The organism is Marinomonas sp. 63XJN7_9_ISO-PGPR-S23-217, from assembly GCF_056173515.1.
Window position 1 is genome coordinate 4,731,151 of the sequence record NZ_CM149678.1, and the last position, 17,313, is coordinate 4,748,463.

The following is a 17,313-nucleotide window of genomic DNA, read 5'->3' on the forward strand; positions in this document are numbered from 1 at the left end:
TTCCTCCTGCGGATTATCGACCAACGTGTGCAGCAATGGCAGCGGCTAATACCAGTGCAATGTCGCTAGGGTGACGTTTGACGGAATAATTTAGTAGCTCTGGATGAGCAGGCACAAAGCCTGTATTAAACTGGCCTTTGACAAAATCTGGGTGCTTGAGTATTTCTTGATAATAATTCGACGTGGTTTTAATCCCATGCAGACGCATATCGTCTATCGCACGGCGACCACGAGCAATCATTTCCTCCCAAGTGAGCGCCCAAACTACCAGTTTCAAACACATGGAATCAAAATAAGGGGGGATTTCATAGCCAGTATAAATCGCCGTATCCACACGCACCCCTGGACCACCCGGCGCATAGTAGTGGGTAATACGCCCAAAGCTTGGCAAAAAATCATTTTTAGGATCTTCTGCATTGATGCGAAATTGCATCGCAAAACCTCGGAAATGAATGTCTTCTTGGCGAAAACTCAAGGGCAATCCAGCAGCAATCCGCAACTGCTCACGGACAATATCCACCCCTGTAATTTGCTCGGTAATGGTATGTTCCACCTGCACTCGAGTATTCATTTCCATAAAATAGACTTCATTACCCGATAGCAAAAACTCAACCGTTCCCGCGTTTTCGTAACCCACCGCCTTGGCAGCTTTGACGGCGAGATTACCAATATACTGGCGCTGCTCTGGGGTAAGTTGTGGACTGGGAGCAATCTCAATCAATTTTTGATTGCGTCGTTGGATGGAACAATCACGTTCATACAGGTGAATCACATTGCCTTGAGAATCGGCTAAAATCTGCACTTCAATATGACAAGGATCGACAATACATTTTTCCAGAAAGACCTCAGCCGACCCAAACGCTTTAGTGGCTTCTGAAATCACTCGTGGGTATTGGCTTTTTAGTTCTTCAGGCGTATCACAACGACGAATACCTCGACCGCCCCCTCCTGATGTCGCCTTAATCATAACCGGATAGCCGATTTTACCCGCTAAAGACAAAGCCTCCTCTAAGTCGGCCAAATTACCTTCTGAGCCAGGGGTAATCGGAATACCAGCGGCGCGCATACTATCACGGGCTTGGGTTTTATCGCCCATTTTATGAATGACACTGGATTTTGGTCCAATAAAGACAATGCCCTTTTGTTCACACAACTGCGCAAAATGAGCATTTTCAGACAAAAAGCCATAACCGGGATGGATGGCATCACAGCCAGTTTCGACGGCTAAATTGACAAGTCGTAATGGGTCTAAATACCCCGCTAATGGATCATCCCCTAGAGAGTAAGACTCATCAGCACGCTTAGCATGCAAAGCATAACGATCTGGCTCAGTAAAAATCGCCACAGAGCGAATACCTGCCTCTGAACACGCACGTATTATGCGAACCGCTATTTCTCCACGGTTGGCAATCAACACTTTCTTCAACATGGATCTCTCCTTTCTTGTTATATGAGATCTGAGTAAAACGTTGTGGGCGAAACCAAGACGAGTCTAGATTCAGCAAACAGAGTCACCGTGCAAAGGCCTCTGAATCACTAGCCTACTCAAAGAATAACCAAAGTAAAAATTGATATTTCAGGCATTATCTATAAGGTATACGTGATAGATAACAATAAAATGGGAGCAAGCATGTCATCCAACGTCCATTATCTCGCCAGTCGACTTACCTTTAGACAGTTACAAGTTTTCAAGTGCGTCTATGAGCTGAACAGTTATAGCCGTGCTGGGGACATGCTTGGCTTAAGCCAGCCAGCAGTCAGTAACCAAATTCGACAACTAGAACAGGCCATTGAGCAACCGCTATTTGAATACGTAGGTCGCCAGCTATACAGTACTGCCATCGCCAAACGTTTGGCACAATGCACCCTTTCTGTGTTTGATGAAGTTGAACGTTTTCAAAACGATCTGATGAACGACACCGGCTTAGTCTCTGGGGAACTAAAATTAGTCGCGGTAACCACCTCCCAATACATCGTCCCACACTTATTACGTGCCTATACCAGCCTTCATCCTAACGTGACAGTCTCGCTAAAAGTGGTCAATCGAACCGAAGCCATTGCACGCTTCGAAAAAAATCGCGACGAACTGACCATTATGGGCATGGTACCTAACGATAAGCCCATGTTGAGCCTGCCTTTTTTGGACAATGAGCTAGTACCCGTTGTCCCTCCTAACCACCCCTTGTTGCAAGAAAAAGAGATCACTTTGGCAAAGTTTTTAGAACAGACCATATTACTGCGGGAAACCGGCTCAGGCAGCCGTTTAGCATTGGAATTACATTGTCAAAAGCAGCGCGTTCGCTTTACCCATCAAATGGAAATCGGTTCCAACGAGGCCATTAAACATGCCGTGATGGCAGGCTTAGGTGTTGCGGTCTTACCGCGCTTTGGAATACTGGCTGAATTAAAGCTGAAAAGCTTAGTAGAATTACCCATGAAGGATTTCCCGTTACGTCGATCTTGGTGTTTGGTCAGCCCACAAGGGCAACATCCAACCCCCACCATGCGGTCTTTTATTGACTATGTACAGCAGAATATAGGGCAGTTTGAGCAGATGTTTAAGCGTAAGATAACTCTCGATTGAGCAGCTGTTTTTTACGTTCTATTCCCCAACGATAACCACCAAGATTTCCGCCTTTACGCACGATGCGGTGGCACGGGATCAGTATCGCCAGACGATTTGCTCCACAAGCATTAGCAACCGCCCTGACAGCATTGGGCCGGCCGACTCGTTCAGCCAACTCACTATAGGTTTGTGTTTGCCCGTAAGGAATGGTTTTTAAGGCTTGCCATACTTGTCTTTGGAAGATCGTCCCCTGGATATCTAAAGGTAAATGCTGAATTGAACTGTCTCTTAAGTTTCCCTTCTCACTAAAGTAATCCAGAAGACAATCAAACCAAGCGGAATACGGCCCGATGGCAGAGCCTTCTTGATACTGTCCAACATTTTTCAATGCTGCACTCGGCAAAGTAAGATGCAACTCCTGTTGCAAAACAGACATATCATCAGCAAAACTCACATTGCGAAATCCCTTATCACTTGCTAATAATAAACAGTGGCCTAAGGATGTTTGTTCGATAACATAGAAAAATTGCTCTTCTTTGACAGCCATGGTTCGCATTGGCGACCTCTCGTTCACTTGTGATAAATCATCTTGCCACAGGATTATACAGTATCCATAACATTACCCGCCTAAGCGAAGCCATAAGATTGGATTTTTAAACGATAGCCACAAAACCAATCTTTTTTCCCGTTTCACGCGTAACAGTGAAGAGGGAAAAATCTCTTTACACTTCTCCATCACATTATTAACAAATGTCCTACGTTAGTTAACTGAAAAAAAGACCAAAGACCGTACACTGAGTGTAGGAATTAGCCTACAAGACGCAGTACAGCCATGTAAACTTAAAGAAGGTGATACTATGATTTTCAATAGCAAGAGCAAACAACAAAAGCAGGAAGCACTCTTTGAAACACAGAGAATCGCCGCTGAAGGTTCGGCATTTTTGGATGCTATGAGCCGATACTGCGCGACCATTAGTTTCGCTCCCGATGGCACTATACTCAACGCGAACGACCTTTTTCTTAAATCCGTAGGCTACGGTTTAGATGAAATTGTCGGTAAGAAACACGCCATGTTCTGTACCAAAAAATTCACATCAAGCCCCGAATACAAAGAGTTTTGGGAAAAACTGAACAGTGGAAAAAGCCATCAGGGTACCTTTAGGCGACTCACCAAAGGAGGCCAAACAATCTGGCTAGAGGCTACTTACTTTCCCGTCACAGTTGATGGCAAGGTCACAAAAGTGGTGAAAATTGCCACTGATGTGACACAAAAGAAAAATGAAGCAGATGATCAAAAAGCGATTATTGCCTCTTTGAACGTCTCATCCGCTTTGATTGAGTTCACGACAGATGGCACCATATTGACGGCCAATGACAACTTTCTTAGAACTATGGGGTATTCACTAAAAGAGATTACAGGGAAAAAACACCGCATCTTTTGTAACGATAAATTTTATGATACTCACCCCAATTTTTGGTCATCTTTGAGTCAAGGCCATTTTAACTCAGGTCAATTCGAGCGCATTAACAAACAAGGACAGTCTGTTTGGTTAGAAGCGACTTATAACCCTGTTTTTGATGACGATGGTAATGTGACTAAGGTGATTAAAATTGCGACCGACATTACCGACAGAGTCAACGAGCAAATGGCCATACAACATGCGGCTGAAGTCGCTCACGCAACGTCGGTAGAAACGGCTCAAGTCTCAGAGAATGGAGCGAAAATACTCAAACGTACCGTTGATACATCCAACCAAATTATTAAGGATGTCGACACCTCGACAGAGCTAATTGAGCAGCTAAACAAGCAATCCGAAAGTATTGCTAAAATTGTCACCACCATTGGTTCGATCGCCGACCAGACCAACTTATTGGCTCTTAACGCGGCCATTGAGGCGGCTCGAGCAGGAGAGCATGGCAGGGGCTTTGCGGTCGTGGCTGATGAGGTGCGGACCCTAGCATCTCGAACCAGTAAATCGACGGTAGAAATCGAAGAGATGGTGGCACAGAACAGCGTCCTGACTCGCCAAGCCAAAGCCAGCATGAGTGAGGTAAATGGTCGCTCAGAGGAGAATGCTCAACTGATTAATGAAGCGGCGGGGATTATCGACGAAATCCTCAAAGGGGCAGAACATGTATCCAGTACTGTTAGCCGATTGCTTGATACATCACGGTAGTTGTGACCTTACGGTTTCACACTCACCAAAGAAAACACGCTAAAAAAAGATGCGATAAGCCTATTCGACCTATCGCATCTTGCTTCATTGTGCTTTTAGTCGCACTTTCCATCATGCATGCTTATTTATTAGAGCGCGAGAACGTCCCTATTTGCTAGGCATCTCGTGTTCTAATAAAAGCACGCCTGATCCTGTATTGGATATCGGGGCATGATAATTTCTATGGAGCTCGGTGACTTTACCTCGTAGCGCTCCACGCATGGCAATCCACATATTGAGCTCAACGGTTTGCGCCCCTCCGATCTTAACCAAGTCTAAATTGCTGTACTTGGTTAACGACTCTGGGTCACTGACCAGTTTGTCCATGCATTCAATATCAAACTCTCGATTGATAATCCCTGCTCGTTCTCCATCTAACTGGTGAGACAAACCGCCTGTACCAAATATGGCAACAGTGATGTCCTCATCATAAGATTCAATGGCTTTACCAATCGTTTTACCTAATTCAAAACAACGCCACGGCTGAGGCATCGGATGTTGCTCACAATTGATACACACAGGAATCACTTTCACATGCCCATAATTATTACCTGGCCACATCAGGCTCAAAGGAACGGTCAAACCGTGATCAACCTTCATTTCTTGGCAGATCGTCATATCAAAACCGTCTTCCACCAGACTATTAGCAATATGCCAGGATAATTCTGATTCACCCGTCACTGGAGGGATGGTTGCAATGCCCCACCCTTCGTCGGAATTATGGTATTCATCCGCCACACCAATGGCAAACGTCGGCTTTTTGTCGATAAAAAACTCAAGGCCATGATCGTTATAAAACAAGACAATCACATCTGGTTGCTTTTCGTTTAACCACTTACGTACAGGTGGATAACCATCAAAAAAAGGCTTCCAATAGGGCGTATCTTCTTGCTTATTTGCCATTGCATTGGCAATGGCTGGAATATGAGAGGTGGTCACTGCGCCAATAATATTCGCCATTATGCTTCTCCTGAGCCATTTTTAACCAGCAACGCCTTAAACTCATCCAAACTTAACCCCGTTTGAATGGCCCCGATATCTTGCATATTCAGCTTAAGAAGACCGGCAAACTTCGCCACGTAATAAATACTGCCACCTTCTTGAAGCAAACCAATGATATCGCGATCATGAATGGCTTTGATCTGTTTTTCAGTCAAACCAAACTTAGCACAGTAAGCATCAGGGTCTTTATTAAACTCATCACGAGCCGTTTGCTCATTAAAGGAGTAGCACATTTTGTTCAGCCCGTAGCCTTTCTTGGCCATTTTGCCATCAAACAGGTAAGTTCCTGGGACAGGCTGAGTTGAATCTTTTACTGCCATGATATTCACACCTCTTGTTATTCTGTTATGTGCTTTATCCATCCACACGACAAAGCACGCCTTACTCACCCCTGGGAATCATTCTGCCCAATAAAGCGCCATTGGATTGTCCACTAACAAGGCCTGTTGTAGCTCTTTGGTGGGCGCGATGTGAGGAATAACATCCACCAAATGCCCGTCGTTCGGCGCTTCCACTTTCATATTTGGGTGAGGCCAATCGGTTCCCCATAACACACGATTTGGAAATTTCTCTACCAAGGTACGGGCGAATGGGTAGACATCAGAGTAATCCGGGGCATGTTGCGTTAAACGCTCAGGGCAGCTCACCTTACACCAAACATTATCGTTGTCTGCCATGAAGTTCACAAAACGCTGGAAATCCGGATGATCCACACCATTAGCGACTTTTGGCGTCCCCATATGATCGACTACGATGGTGGTATTTAACTCCTTTAAGAAAGGAATCAGTTCTTCAAGGTCCGCAGCCTCAAAGTAGACAACAATATGCCAACCTAAAGGTCGGATTTTATCTGCAATTGCAAAGAAAACCTCTTTAGGTGTACTGTCTACTAAGCGTTTTACAAAGTTAAAGCGTACGCCGCGAACACCCGCTTCATGCATCACTTTCAGCTCTTCCTCGGTGATGCTGTCATCCACAAATGCTACACCTCGCGCCAACTCTCCGGCTGAATTAAGCGCATCAATCAAGGCGGAGTTATCCGTGCTATGACACGATGCCTGAACAATTACATTGCGGGAAAATCCCAAATGATCCCGTAACGCGAATAACTGTTCTTTCGATGCATCACACGGGGTATATTTGCGTTTTGGATGATAAGGAAATTTATCCGCTGGACCAAACACGTGACAATGGGCGTCTACCGAACCTTCAGGCACACGAAAGTTCGGCTTACTTGGGTTAGGATGAAAAGGAATGTAATCTTTATCCATCATGATCTGTTACCTATTTTAATATTTGTTTAAGGCTTTTCATTACAGGGCGCTACTCTTTATAAACCGTTGTCATGGGCAAACACCTGCCCATCGAACAATTTTCTGGCTGTGCGTAAAATCGCAGCAGAGCTCACTTCGCCATTGTCTTGCTGATGTAAAATCACAGTCATGGAGCCAATCGGATGCTCCACATCCAAGGACATAGTCGATCCTGACTCATAGGTCGCCACGTCATTTGCCGGAGAACCTTTCAGCACAGCGGCAGTGGCGACGCTCACCGCACCAAGGACACCAATCGACGCGTGACAACGATGAGGAATAAATGTCCGAGTGGAAATCGCGCCCCCATTCATTGGCACGCTGACCATTGTCATTTTCGGCACCGATTTGTCTTTTACATCGCCTAAATTCATCATTGGGCCCACTTGTAAGCGAATCGATTCGAGCTTAGTGCGCAGGGCTTCGTTCGCTTCCAGCTCTTCCCGTGTTTCACTACCAGTAATCCCCATATCCGAGGCGCGCATCACCACAACGGGCATACCGTTATCAATGCAGGTGAGTTCAATGCCATCGATCACATCGACCACATTGCCAGTCGGTAATAACGCCCCACAGCTAGAACCTGCCGTATCGTTAAAAGTAATAGGCACAGCGGCAGAAAAACCAGGTACACCATCGATTCTCGCTCGACCTTGGTAGCACACCTTTCCTTCTTTCACAGACACTTGTGCTGTCGCGACCTGCCCCGTATTTTCCATAAAGATGCGAACTGTCGTCTCACCTTCTTGAGGAGCAACTAAGCCTCGTTCAATGGCAAATGGCCCAACCCCGGCAAGCAGGTTGCCACAGTTTTGTGCATCTGTGACGATGGCCTGATCAACAAAGACCTGCAAGAACAGATAATCCACATCCGCATCATCTCGCTGGGACGGTTTCACCACTGCCACTTTGGAGCTAAGGGGATCCGCACCCCCCATGCCATCAATCTGGCGATCATCTGGCGAGCCCATCATTCGAAGTAGAAACTGGTCGCGAGCGGCGGTTTCTTCTGGTAAATCAGAGGCTAAAAAATAGCCGCCTTTTGACGTGCCTCCTCGCATCCACATGCAAGGCGCGCTGTCTATGAGATTGGCTGCCTTAGACATATTTCAAACCCTTTTCTTTTAAACGAGGGCGCATTTCATAAATATCCAATCCCAGTTCACCATTGGCCATGCGAACACGTTTAGCCTCTTCATTTGCCATACGCTTGCGTGCCAGCTCTAGCACTTGCGCTGCACTTTCACGTCGCACCACTACCACACCATCATCGTCAGCAACAATTACATCACCAGGGTTCACCAAGGCATCAGCGCAGACCATGGGAACGTTGACCGAGCCAACGGTTTCTTTGATCGTCCCTTCTGAAAAAATGGCCTTGGACCAAACAGGAAATTTCATTTTGCGTAGATCTCGTGTGTCACGAACCCCACCCTCAATAATCAAGCCCACCACACCACGAGATTGTGCAGACGTAGCCAATAGATCGCCAAAAAAGCCATGATTAGACGGCGATGTTGGCGCGAATACCATGATGTCTCCTTTTTGGCATTGCTCAATCGCAACGTGCATCATCCAGTTATCTCCCGCTGCGCCGGAAATCGTCACGGCAGACCCTGCCACTGACACATCCTGTTGAATGGGACGCATATAATGGGCTAACAACCCCACACGCCCTTGCGCTTCATGAATCGTCGCCACGCCGCATTCTGCCAAACCGTCAATCACTTCTTGGTCTGCACGCTCAATATGCTGCACTACAATATTATTCCGCATGATCTTCTCCTCATCTGTTCGGATTACGATGACTAGCCATTAATTGCTAAACGGCTATAGACGCGACGCGCATTGCCTTCAAAAATTTCTTGTTTCTGTGCCGCACTCAACACAGTGTTGTTATCAATATAACGCTTAGTATCGTCATAATAGTGACCGCTTTCTGGGTCAATACCGCGCACAGCACCGATCATTTCCGAAGCGAATAAGATATTTTTCGTTGGAATAATGTCTAACAAAAGATCGATCCCACGCTGATGGTAAACACAAGTATCAAAATAGATGTTATTCAATACCCGTTCCGCCAGATCAAACCCTTTATCTTGCGCCATGCCACGGAAGCGTCCCCAGTGGTAAGGCACAGCACCGCCACCATGTGGAATAATAATTTTTAGATCTGGAAAGTCTTTGAAAACATCCGACATCATCAGCTGTTGAAAACCTGTGGTATCGGCACCTAAATAGTGAGAACCTGTAGTATGAAAACAATCATTACAAGCAGCACTGACGTGGATCATAGCTGGAATGCCATATTCACACATTTTTTCGTAGATGGGGTAAAAGGAACGATCTGCTAAGGATTTGTCTTGCCAATAACCGCCGCTTGGATCTGGATTCAGGTTGATGCCAATAAAGCCCATTTGCTCTACCGTGCGCACAATTTCACCGACCAACTTCGCTGGATCCACTCCCGGAGACTGTGGCAATTGTGCCACTGGCGCAAAGTTATCAGGGAAAAGGTCACAAACACGGCGAATTAAATCGTTCTGGTGCTCAGTCCAATATTGACTAGTGTATTCATTGCCAATGTGATGGCCCATCCAGCTAGCACGCGGTGAAAAAATCGTCAGATCTGTGCCACGCTCTTTTTGCAAGCGAAGCTGATTATTAATGATACTCTCACGGATCTCATCGTCAGAGACGACCACCTTACCCTTTTCGCCAACAAAAGCCGGATCTTTCGCGACTTGCTCTTTTTGCTTATCTCGATAAGCACCAACGCCAGGAGGTGTGGTGGTGTAGTGTCCATGGCAATCTATAATCATGCTACTCTTCTCTTTTCTTATATTAAGATAACAAGCATTGATTCGCTGTGATGAAGCCATCCTTCAGCCATTTGAACCAATGCATCACTTAACGAAGAGTATTTCGCTCTGGAGCGCCTTTGGCTATTTCAATTTGAACACAATAGTATTGCATTTTGATATAGCGTTAATTTGCATTTTTCTAATACTGAGCGGATCACACATAGTACCTACCAAAAGTCACCGCACTACCCAACAACCAGACATAAAAAAACCGCTTACTCATAAAGCGGTTTTTTTCAATGATGTGAGTGGTATAGACGCTTCTATCGCCGTCTAAACACGTGCTTATAATTGAGATAACACGTATTCAGCGGAGCTCACTTTATACTCACCCGGCTCATCCAACCAAAGCTGCTGTACAATGCCGTTGTCGACTAACATGGCATAACGACGACTACGAATTCCCATTTTCGCCGATGAGATATCCAATTCTAAACCCAGCGAGCAAGTCAGCTCAGCTAAGCCATCTGCCGCCATCACCAGATGTTCAGCATTATTGGCTTTTCCCCAAGCATTCATCACAAACACATCGTTTACAGAAAGACAAACAATCTCATCAATGCCTTTTTCTTTTATTGCATCATGATGCACAACATAACCTGGCAAATGGCTAGCACTACAGGTTGGAGTAAACGCACCTGGTACAGCAAACATCAACACTCTTTTGCCCGAGAAGAACTCCGTCACATCTATATTTTCTGGACCTTCTTTGCCCATTACTTGGAACTGGCCATGGGGTAACATATCACCGATTTGAATTGCCATGCTTTTCTCCACAAAGAATTAACGAACGCTATCCTACAACAAATAAACAGCAATACGCATTACACCGCCTCAGAAAAATCTTTCCCAATTTGGTAAATGACGAAAATCAGCCGTGCATTTGAATTACGCTACGACTTTAAACTGAGACAACAGCCGCTTAGTATTAGACGATAAGTCAAACAACTGCTCACTGTCTTTCTCACTTAAATCCGCACTCTTAGTCGCCTCCTCAGACATTGCTGAGATTTCATGCACGCTTTTATTAATGTCTTGCGCGACTAGTGATTGCTGCTCTGCAGCCGTCGCAATTTGCGTACTCAAATCTCTCACCTCTACCATCCGTGTTTGCAAGGTGTCTAATGCTTCGCCAACCGTTCGCGTCTCTTTTACGCTAGAATAGGCTTTATCCTTGCTCTCTTGCATGGCGGCCACCGTTTTCGATACCCCACCTTGCAACAAATTAATAACGCTTTGGATCTCCTCCGTTGAGGCGTGAGTACGGTTCGCCAGAGAACGTACTTCATCAGCTACAACCGCAAAACCTCGACCTTGCTCCCCTGCACGTGCGGCTTCAATAGCAGCATTCAGTGCTAATAAGTTGGTTTGCTCAGCAATGTCCTGAATCACCTCTAAAATCTTTCCAATGTTTTTCGAATGCTCATCCAGCTCATTAACAACGCCTTCGGATGACTCCAATTGCGCCACCAGCTGCTCAATTTCATGGATATTTGAGCTCATTTTACTGCGGCTTTCGACCGCCAGCGTATCCACTTCTTGCACTTGGTTTAGGGTAATTTCGGCATTTTTTGCAACATCCTGAACCGTCGCCAGCATTTCCGTCATCGCTGTGGCAATGCTGGAGGAGCGGTCACTTTGTGTATTCATCAGTGTCTTCGTTTCGCCTGCAAGGCGAACATTTCTCTCTGCCGAGTCCGCCACATCGTTTGACGCCTTATTAACATCTTGCATCACACTTTGAAGCTTCGTCACCAATTGATTAACCCAACCGGATAACTCCCCAAACTCATCTTTACTCGAGACCTGACAGCGTTGCGTAAAGTCTCCATCGGTGATTTTCCCTAGTACCAACATGACACTTGCCAATGGCTTACGAATACTACGGCTTACCCATAGGGTGATCAGCACCGCAATCAATACCGACACTAACACAACGATGGCCATAAACACTTTAGAGAAGTAAGCTGCCTGCTTGGCCGAGTTTTTCGCTTCTTCACGAAGCAATTCCGTCATTTCAACCGTTTGTTTCGATAAACCACTGATCGCGTCCATCTTGTCCACCAGCTTACTGGCAATACTTTCAGACTGTTGATCCAAGCTGATGAAGTTATAATAATTATCAACAACACTGTTGTCGCCCAATACCTCTTGCTTCACTTGTTTAACGGAGTCGTTGGTATCACTGTCAGCCAAATAGGTAAGGTTCTGCCCCATACTAGAAAAGTTTTGCGCCATCGTTTGTTTCAGGCCAAGCATGTCCTTTAGATTGGTTGAATCAAAATAATCACTCATAGTCGCTTTTAAACTTTCAAACTGATCGACCAAATAAGACGCTGCAAATCCTTTTTGTTCATTCGGGTGATTCTTTTTTATTCTATTCAGGTTATCTATCAAATAGGAAAGGTCATCTTTTAAATCAAACTTACCATCTGGAATTTTCGCTTGTAATTGCAACATGCGCTCATGATTTTTAAACGCCATATCAGTAAACTGATAAAAGGCAGTCACTTCTGCTTTTGATTTTTCTAGTATTTTAGCCAGCTTGGGATAATCTTGTACTTGCTCCGAAGTGTTGGTAAATAGCGTTTGAATTTTTTTCTTACTTTCTTCAAACGACACTTTTAGTCGCTTTAACGTATCCGGCGAACGACTCAACAAATATTGCAAAACCGTAGTATCCGCTTTGGCAAGGTTTTGGTTTATTTGATTACTTATTTTATTAATGTTGGCAATATTGCCCGTTGCTTTTTCTAGCCCACTCTCAACCTTCTCTAATCCTATGAAACCGGCCGCTGCAACAATTAACAGTAAGGCTAACAATCCACCAAAGCCTACCAAGATCCTTTGAACAACAGATAACGACATAATTGACCTCTAAGCATTTATATGGATGCGTCATTTCTCAAGGAAGTGAGATAAAACTGACTCATTAGTTATGTTTTGTCAACGGCATTTTACACTATGTAATCTTATGTGATAAAGAGGGAATACGGCTCATACAGGCTGTTAACATCCAGGCGAATATGATAGGTGACAATCAATTTCATTCGGCCTTTCAATCTGCTAGATTATTCAATTAATAGTGACCGAGTATGACGATAATATTATGGAACACCCCTTATACGAGAAAATTGCCAATCAAGTGGAGAGACAGGTCCGTGACGGCATTTTCTTATCAGGGAAAAAAATACCGTCGGTCCGAAAATTAAGTAAACAACTCAATATCAGTGTGGCTACCGTCCTGCAAGCCTATAGTCTATTAGAAGACAGAGGGATTATTAAAGCTCGCCCACAAAAAGGCTATTTTGTACAAGATCATATTCCCTCTAGCTCCCCTCACAATATGCTTAAGCCCATTGAAAACGATGGCAGTATACATGCTTTGTTGCACCGCTTATTACATGCCTCACAAGGGGCGGATATCGTTCAGTTTGCGGCGGCCATACCGCAATCCCCATTTTTACCCATTCGTCAGTTACAACGCTCCGTTGGGCGCCTGATGCGCTTAGAGCCTGAAATTTGTGCCGCCTACGCCTTTACACCAGGGTCATTGAGCTTACGCCGCCAAATTGCCATTCGCATGCTTGATACAGGATGCCAGCTGCAGCCAGACGACATAACCATCACCATGGGCTGTCAGAATGGCTTAATGCTGTCACTACAAGCCATAGCAAAAGCAGGCGATACCATTGCCATTGAAAGCCCGACGTATCATGGTGTTCTACAAGTCATTGAAGTATTACAAATGAAAGCCATTGAAATTCCCTGTGATAGCCGACATGGCATCAATCTCAATGCGCTACAACAAGCGCTTCAGCAATGGCCAATCAAAGCCTGCATTGTGACACCAGATAATCAAAACCCAACTGGCGCCACACTTAATCACACGGCGAGACAACACCTACTCGCACTGGCTGACAAGCATCAGTTCACCTTAATAGAAGACGATGTATACGGGGAGCTGAACTACAATAATCGCCGAGAGCACGCTCTCAAGGCAGATGATCAAACAAATTCTGTGATTTATTGCAGCTCCTTCTCGAAAAGCATCGCGCCTGGCTTTCGGGTTGGTTGGGTGGTAGCAGGAAAACATCAAGCGCAAATCGAACACCTTGCTTATATTCAATCGCTCGCTGTACCAACTCTCACACAAACCGCCATTGCCAATTTTTTAGAAAATGGTGCCTATGATCGACATTTACGTAGAACCCGAGCCGCCTATCATGACAACCTGATAAGCTACCAAGCCACTATCAAGCAGCACTTTCCGATAGGAACCAGTACTTCCACCCCAACGGGTGGTTTCTTACTCTGGGTGACACTGCCTCCTGACATCAATGCCATGACTCTGCATACGCAAGCATTGAGTATTGGCATTGGTATTTTCCCTGGGTTGGCCTTTAGCCTAACCGGTCAGTATCCACATCACTTTCGCCTCAACTATGCCTTAACATGGAACACCACAACGCATGAGGCATTAAAACAACTGGGAAAACTGGCTTGCCAACAAGTACAAAATGGATGCTAAAGGGAGTAAGCATACTGTCACCCTCTGTCACTACAGACGGGGTCTCCCTATTCGAGCTTCACGCTGACGTTGACTCCCGTTAGATATTTACAATAAATTTACCTATTTTCATCAGGTAAATAGAAAAAAATAACATAGCCTTTAAGTTGATGGAGCAGCAAATCTTTCTATATAAGTTAAGTTTATGAATATAAGGTCTGCTATCTTAAAATTCGTCTGTACAGCGAGAACAAAAAGCGTACAATTCGCGTAATTTTTAAACTCCCTGACCCTTTGGTCGATAACAAGATTATCTGAATAAGCTGGCTCGTTGCGATGGAATTTGTTGCACACCCGAAAGACCTACCTTTGGAGATCACTCTTATAGAGGATCAACCCTTCCCTGTGAGTACAGAAGAGAAGTTAGGATTTGTCGGTATAACCTGTCTCGCCTCTCAGTACTATGAGTGCGGTCGATCTGTGCGCGTCACTTTAGAAGAAATTGACCCTAACTTTTGCGTGACAGGTCGCATTGTATGGTGTGATCGAGAAGTGGGGGAATACCGTGTGGCCATTGAGTTCCCCATTAAAGACGAGTGTTATTGCGTGCGTATGGTCGAGCAATTGTCTCAGATAGAACATTATCGCCGTCAAGCAAAAACCCAAGGTAGACGTCTTAATTATAATGAAGCTGCTGCCGAATGGATTCAGAAATTCGCCGCTAGCTTCCCATCATTCATCGCCTAATGTAGGCTCTTGTATCCTTTATCGCTATCCCTTTATTCCTATGACAAACACCCTTACTCAGCACGATATCGACATTATTACCAGCCAACTTGGCAGGACACCTAGTGGCATTAGAGCCATCGCCCATCATTCTCCAAGCGGCATTCCTCAAGTACTTGAAATGGAAACCTGGGTGTTTGACCAACCATTTCCCACCCTATACTGGCTATCAAGCAAAGCCATAGACAAAGCGCTGGCCAAAATAGAGAGCCAGGGTGTGGTAAAAGAGTTAGAACAGCGGATCAAAGAAGACGTCGCGCTGCGTGAAGCCTATCACCAGTCCCATCAAGACTATATTGCCCGCCGCTGGGAAGTAATGAGCTCAGAACACAAAGCCATCATCGAGGAAAAAGGATTCAAACCCCTGTTTGAAAAATTAGGCATTGGTGGGATTGCCAATTGGGATCAAGTACGCTGTCTACACATGCAATACGCTCATCACCTAGCAGGCAATAATGTAATAGGCCGCATTCTTGATGACGAATATAATATTCGAGCCGTTGCCGACGCAGAATAACGTCTTTGCTTAGTAAACGCTCTCCCTAAAAAATGGTCGTAAAAACATGCAAAAAAGCCGCTTAAAGCGGTTTTTTCTATCTCATGCTCAAAGACTATTTTTTTTCAGTTGGACTAATGCTTCTCTAAGCTCTTCTGGCGTCGACACTTCTGGCAACACTTTACGAATTCGATTAAAGGCATTCACCGCCACAGCAGGACGCTGGGCATAAGTCGTTAACGCCCCACCCGTCCAGCCAGCTAATTTCACCATTTCGTTTTTAAATGCGTTACCATTCACACCATGCCCCCCTAATTCCATAAGAGAGTCTTCTATCTGCAAATAGCTAGGACGCTCACCGCCAAATTTCATAAAATCATCTTGCTGCACTTCGGCGAATTGTTTTGACATCGTTGTAAAATCCTTTCATAAGAAACCTAATCAATCTTTAACTTAGTCATAAGTAGAGAGGGATACAAGGGATTGGCTGTTTCAAATCGTAAAAAAAATCACGCCACTCCCGTCAGCACGACAAAATCCCCTCCTCGGTACCCTCTACTATTTTTATAAACACCTGATTAGCTCTTATAAATTCATGAAAGACCACACAAAATCCACTTATTAGCGCACATTTTTTGCTATTGTTAACCTTCATAGTCAACCATAACAATAAACAACAATATGTCTTGCCCCGCAAGCAAACAAATGGCTTTTTATAAGGAGAAAACGTCAATGGCCCAACAAACTCGCCAAGATAAAATCGTCGCTCTGGCAAAAGAAAAAGGCTATGTAACGATTGATGAATTGGCCAGTCATTTTAACGTCACTCCACAAACGATTCGTAGAGACATCAATGTATTAGCGCAATCCGAACGGATTCGTCGTCATCATGGTGGCGCCAGTTACGATTCCAGTACCACTAACGTTGCCTACGCCACACGACAAATCCTACAGCACTCAGCCAAAGAGCAAATCGCCAATCGTATTGCCGCAGAAATTCCTGACCACGCCTCTCTCTTTATTAACATCGGTACAACAACGGAAACCGTTGCTCGCGCCCTTTTGAAACATCAAGGCTTACAAATCATCACGAACAACATCAATGTGGCCACCATACTCAGCGGCAAAGAAGATTTTACCGTCATCATCGCAGGAGGCCGAGTACGCTCGCGGGATGGCGGAATAATGGGGGAAGCTACCATTGATTTTATCAATCAATTTAGAGTGGATTACGGCATCATTGGCATCAGCGGTATTGATGTAAACGATGGTTCCTTACTAGACTATGACTACCAAGAAGTGCGAGTGGCCCAAAGCATCATAGCCAACTCACGTCATGTCTTTTTAGCCGCTGATGCCAATAAATTTGGTCGTAACGCCATGGTGAGATTGGGCAGCCTCACCCAAGTGGACAGATTGTTCACCAATGAGCAACCGCCCAAAAGCCTGCTCACCATCATGAAAGCGCACAAAGTTCGTTTGGAACTTTGTGCAACCCAGGAATAACAGATCGATCAAGACTCTCTCTACCGTTGGCAGATGTAAGGCGTTTCTATCACC

Annotated in this window: 17 protein-coding genes; 6 read left to right on the forward strand and 11 right to left on the reverse strand. The window is 45.1% G+C overall.

Going from position 1 to position 17,313, the window contains the following annotated elements:
- Positions 1-13 precede the first annotated feature (13 nt).
- Entirely contained in the window at positions 14-1,429 is a 1,416-nt protein-coding gene (locus AC0VYI_RS22000; protein WP_475445610.1) for an acetyl-CoA carboxylase biotin carboxylase subunit, read from the reverse strand.
- Positions 1,430-1,630: 201 nt separating this feature from the next.
- On the opposite strand from AC0VYI_RS22000, the gene AC0VYI_RS22005 reads away from it, so the two are divergent.
- Positions 1,631-2,584 (forward strand): LysR family transcriptional regulator, encoded by a 954-nt coding sequence (locus AC0VYI_RS22005; protein WP_475445612.1) that lies wholly within the window; start codon positions 1,631-1,633, stop codon positions 2,582-2,584.
- Here the strand turns inward: AC0VYI_RS22005 and AC0VYI_RS22010 are convergent.
- Positions 2,559-3,122, reverse strand: a complete 564-nt coding sequence (locus AC0VYI_RS22010) for a methylated-DNA--[protein]-cysteine S-methyltransferase (protein ID WP_475445614.1) — start codon at positions 3,120-3,122, stop codon at positions 2,559-2,561. The two genes, AC0VYI_RS22005 and AC0VYI_RS22010, sit on opposite strands and share 26 nt — an antisense overlap.
- Before the next feature lie 301 nt (positions 3,123-3,423).
- Between AC0VYI_RS22010 and AC0VYI_RS22015 the strand changes: the two genes are divergently transcribed.
- The gene (locus AC0VYI_RS22015; RefSeq protein WP_475445616.1) at positions 3,424-4,743 is read left to right on the forward strand and encodes a methyl-accepting chemotaxis protein; all 1,320 of its coding nucleotides are present in this window, start codon (positions 3,424-3,426) and stop codon (positions 4,741-4,743) included.
- Between the two features lie 147 nt (positions 4,744-4,890).
- Here the strand turns inward: AC0VYI_RS22015 and AC0VYI_RS22020 are convergent, their stop codons facing one another.
- From AC0VYI_RS22020 to AC0VYI_RS22055, 8 genes are all read right to left on the reverse strand, one after another.
- A complete protein-coding gene (locus AC0VYI_RS22020) occupies positions 4,891-5,742 on the reverse strand; it encodes a class III extradiol dioxygenase family protein (RefSeq protein ID WP_475445618.1) in 852 nt (283 codons plus the stop codon).
- The gene (locus AC0VYI_RS22025; protein WP_199478345.1) at positions 5,742-6,104 is read right to left on the reverse strand and encodes a protocatechuate 4,5-dioxygenase subunit alpha; all 363 of its coding nucleotides are present in this window, start codon (positions 6,102-6,104) and stop codon (positions 5,742-5,744) included. Before AC0VYI_RS22025 ends, AC0VYI_RS22020 begins: the two co-directional genes overlap by 1 nt.
- A gap of 78 nt (positions 6,105-6,182) precedes the next feature.
- Positions 6,183-7,058 carry an amidohydrolase family protein gene (locus AC0VYI_RS22030; protein ID WP_233407970.1) on the reverse strand — a complete coding sequence of 292 codons (876 nt, stop codon included), beginning with the start codon at positions 7,056-7,058 and terminating at the stop codon, positions 6,183-6,185.
- 56 nt (positions 7,059-7,114) lie between these two features.
- Positions 7,115-8,203 (reverse strand): 4-oxalomesaconate tautomerase, encoded by a 1,089-nt coding sequence (locus tag AC0VYI_RS22035; protein ID WP_475445621.1) that lies wholly within the window; start codon positions 8,201-8,203, stop codon positions 7,115-7,117.
- Complete coding sequence (locus AC0VYI_RS22040) at positions 8,196-8,873, reverse strand: 4-carboxy-4-hydroxy-2-oxoadipate aldolase/oxaloacetate decarboxylase (protein ID WP_199478349.1); 678 nt, start codon at positions 8,871-8,873, stop codon at positions 8,196-8,198. Before AC0VYI_RS22040 ends, AC0VYI_RS22035 begins: the two co-directional genes overlap by 8 nt.
- 32 nt (positions 8,874-8,905) lie before the next feature.
- Positions 8,906-9,919 carry an amidohydrolase family protein gene (locus tag AC0VYI_RS22045; protein ID WP_475445623.1) on the reverse strand — a complete coding sequence of 338 codons (1,014 nt, stop codon included), beginning with the start codon at positions 9,917-9,919 and terminating at the stop codon, positions 8,906-8,908.
- A 327-nt stretch (positions 9,920-10,246) separates the two neighbouring features.
- Positions 10,247-10,726 (reverse strand): redoxin family protein, encoded by a 480-nt coding sequence (locus AC0VYI_RS22050; protein WP_475445625.1) that lies wholly within the window; start codon positions 10,724-10,726, stop codon positions 10,247-10,249.
- A gap of 123 nt (positions 10,727-10,849) precedes the next feature.
- A complete protein-coding gene (locus tag AC0VYI_RS22055; protein WP_199478354.1) occupies positions 10,850-12,829 on the reverse strand; it encodes a methyl-accepting chemotaxis protein in 1,980 nt (659 codons plus the stop codon).
- A 241-nt stretch (positions 12,830-13,070) separates the two neighbouring features.
- On the opposite strand from AC0VYI_RS22055, the gene AC0VYI_RS22060 reads away from it, so the two are divergent.
- From AC0VYI_RS22060 to AC0VYI_RS22070, 3 genes are all read left to right on the forward strand, one after another.
- Positions 13,071-14,492, forward strand: coding sequence for an aminotransferase-like domain-containing protein (locus AC0VYI_RS22060; RefSeq protein WP_475445628.1), 1,422 nt, complete (start codon positions 13,071-13,073; stop codon positions 14,490-14,492).
- Positions 14,493-14,807: 315 nt separating this feature from the next.
- Entirely contained in the window at positions 14,808-15,218 is a 411-nt protein-coding gene (locus tag AC0VYI_RS22065) for an energy transducer TonB (protein ID WP_199478357.1), read from the forward strand.
- A 40-nt stretch (positions 15,219-15,258) separates the two neighbouring features.
- Positions 15,259-15,774, forward strand: coding sequence for a DUF501 domain-containing protein (locus AC0VYI_RS22070; RefSeq protein ID WP_199478359.1), 516 nt, complete (start codon positions 15,259-15,261; stop codon positions 15,772-15,774).
- 87 nt (positions 15,775-15,861) lie between these two features.
- On the opposite strand, the gene AC0VYI_RS22075 is transcribed toward AC0VYI_RS22070, so the two are convergent.
- A complete protein-coding gene (locus AC0VYI_RS22075; RefSeq protein WP_199478361.1) occupies positions 15,862-16,164 on the reverse strand; it encodes a hypothetical protein in 303 nt (100 codons plus the stop codon).
- Positions 16,165-16,485: 321 nt separating this feature from the next.
- Between AC0VYI_RS22075 and AC0VYI_RS22080 the strand changes: the two genes are divergently transcribed.
- Complete coding sequence (locus AC0VYI_RS22080) at positions 16,486-17,259, forward strand: DeoR/GlpR family transcriptional regulator (protein ID WP_199478364.1); 774 nt, start codon at positions 16,486-16,488, stop codon at positions 17,257-17,259.
- Positions 17,260-17,313 lie beyond the last annotated feature (54 nt).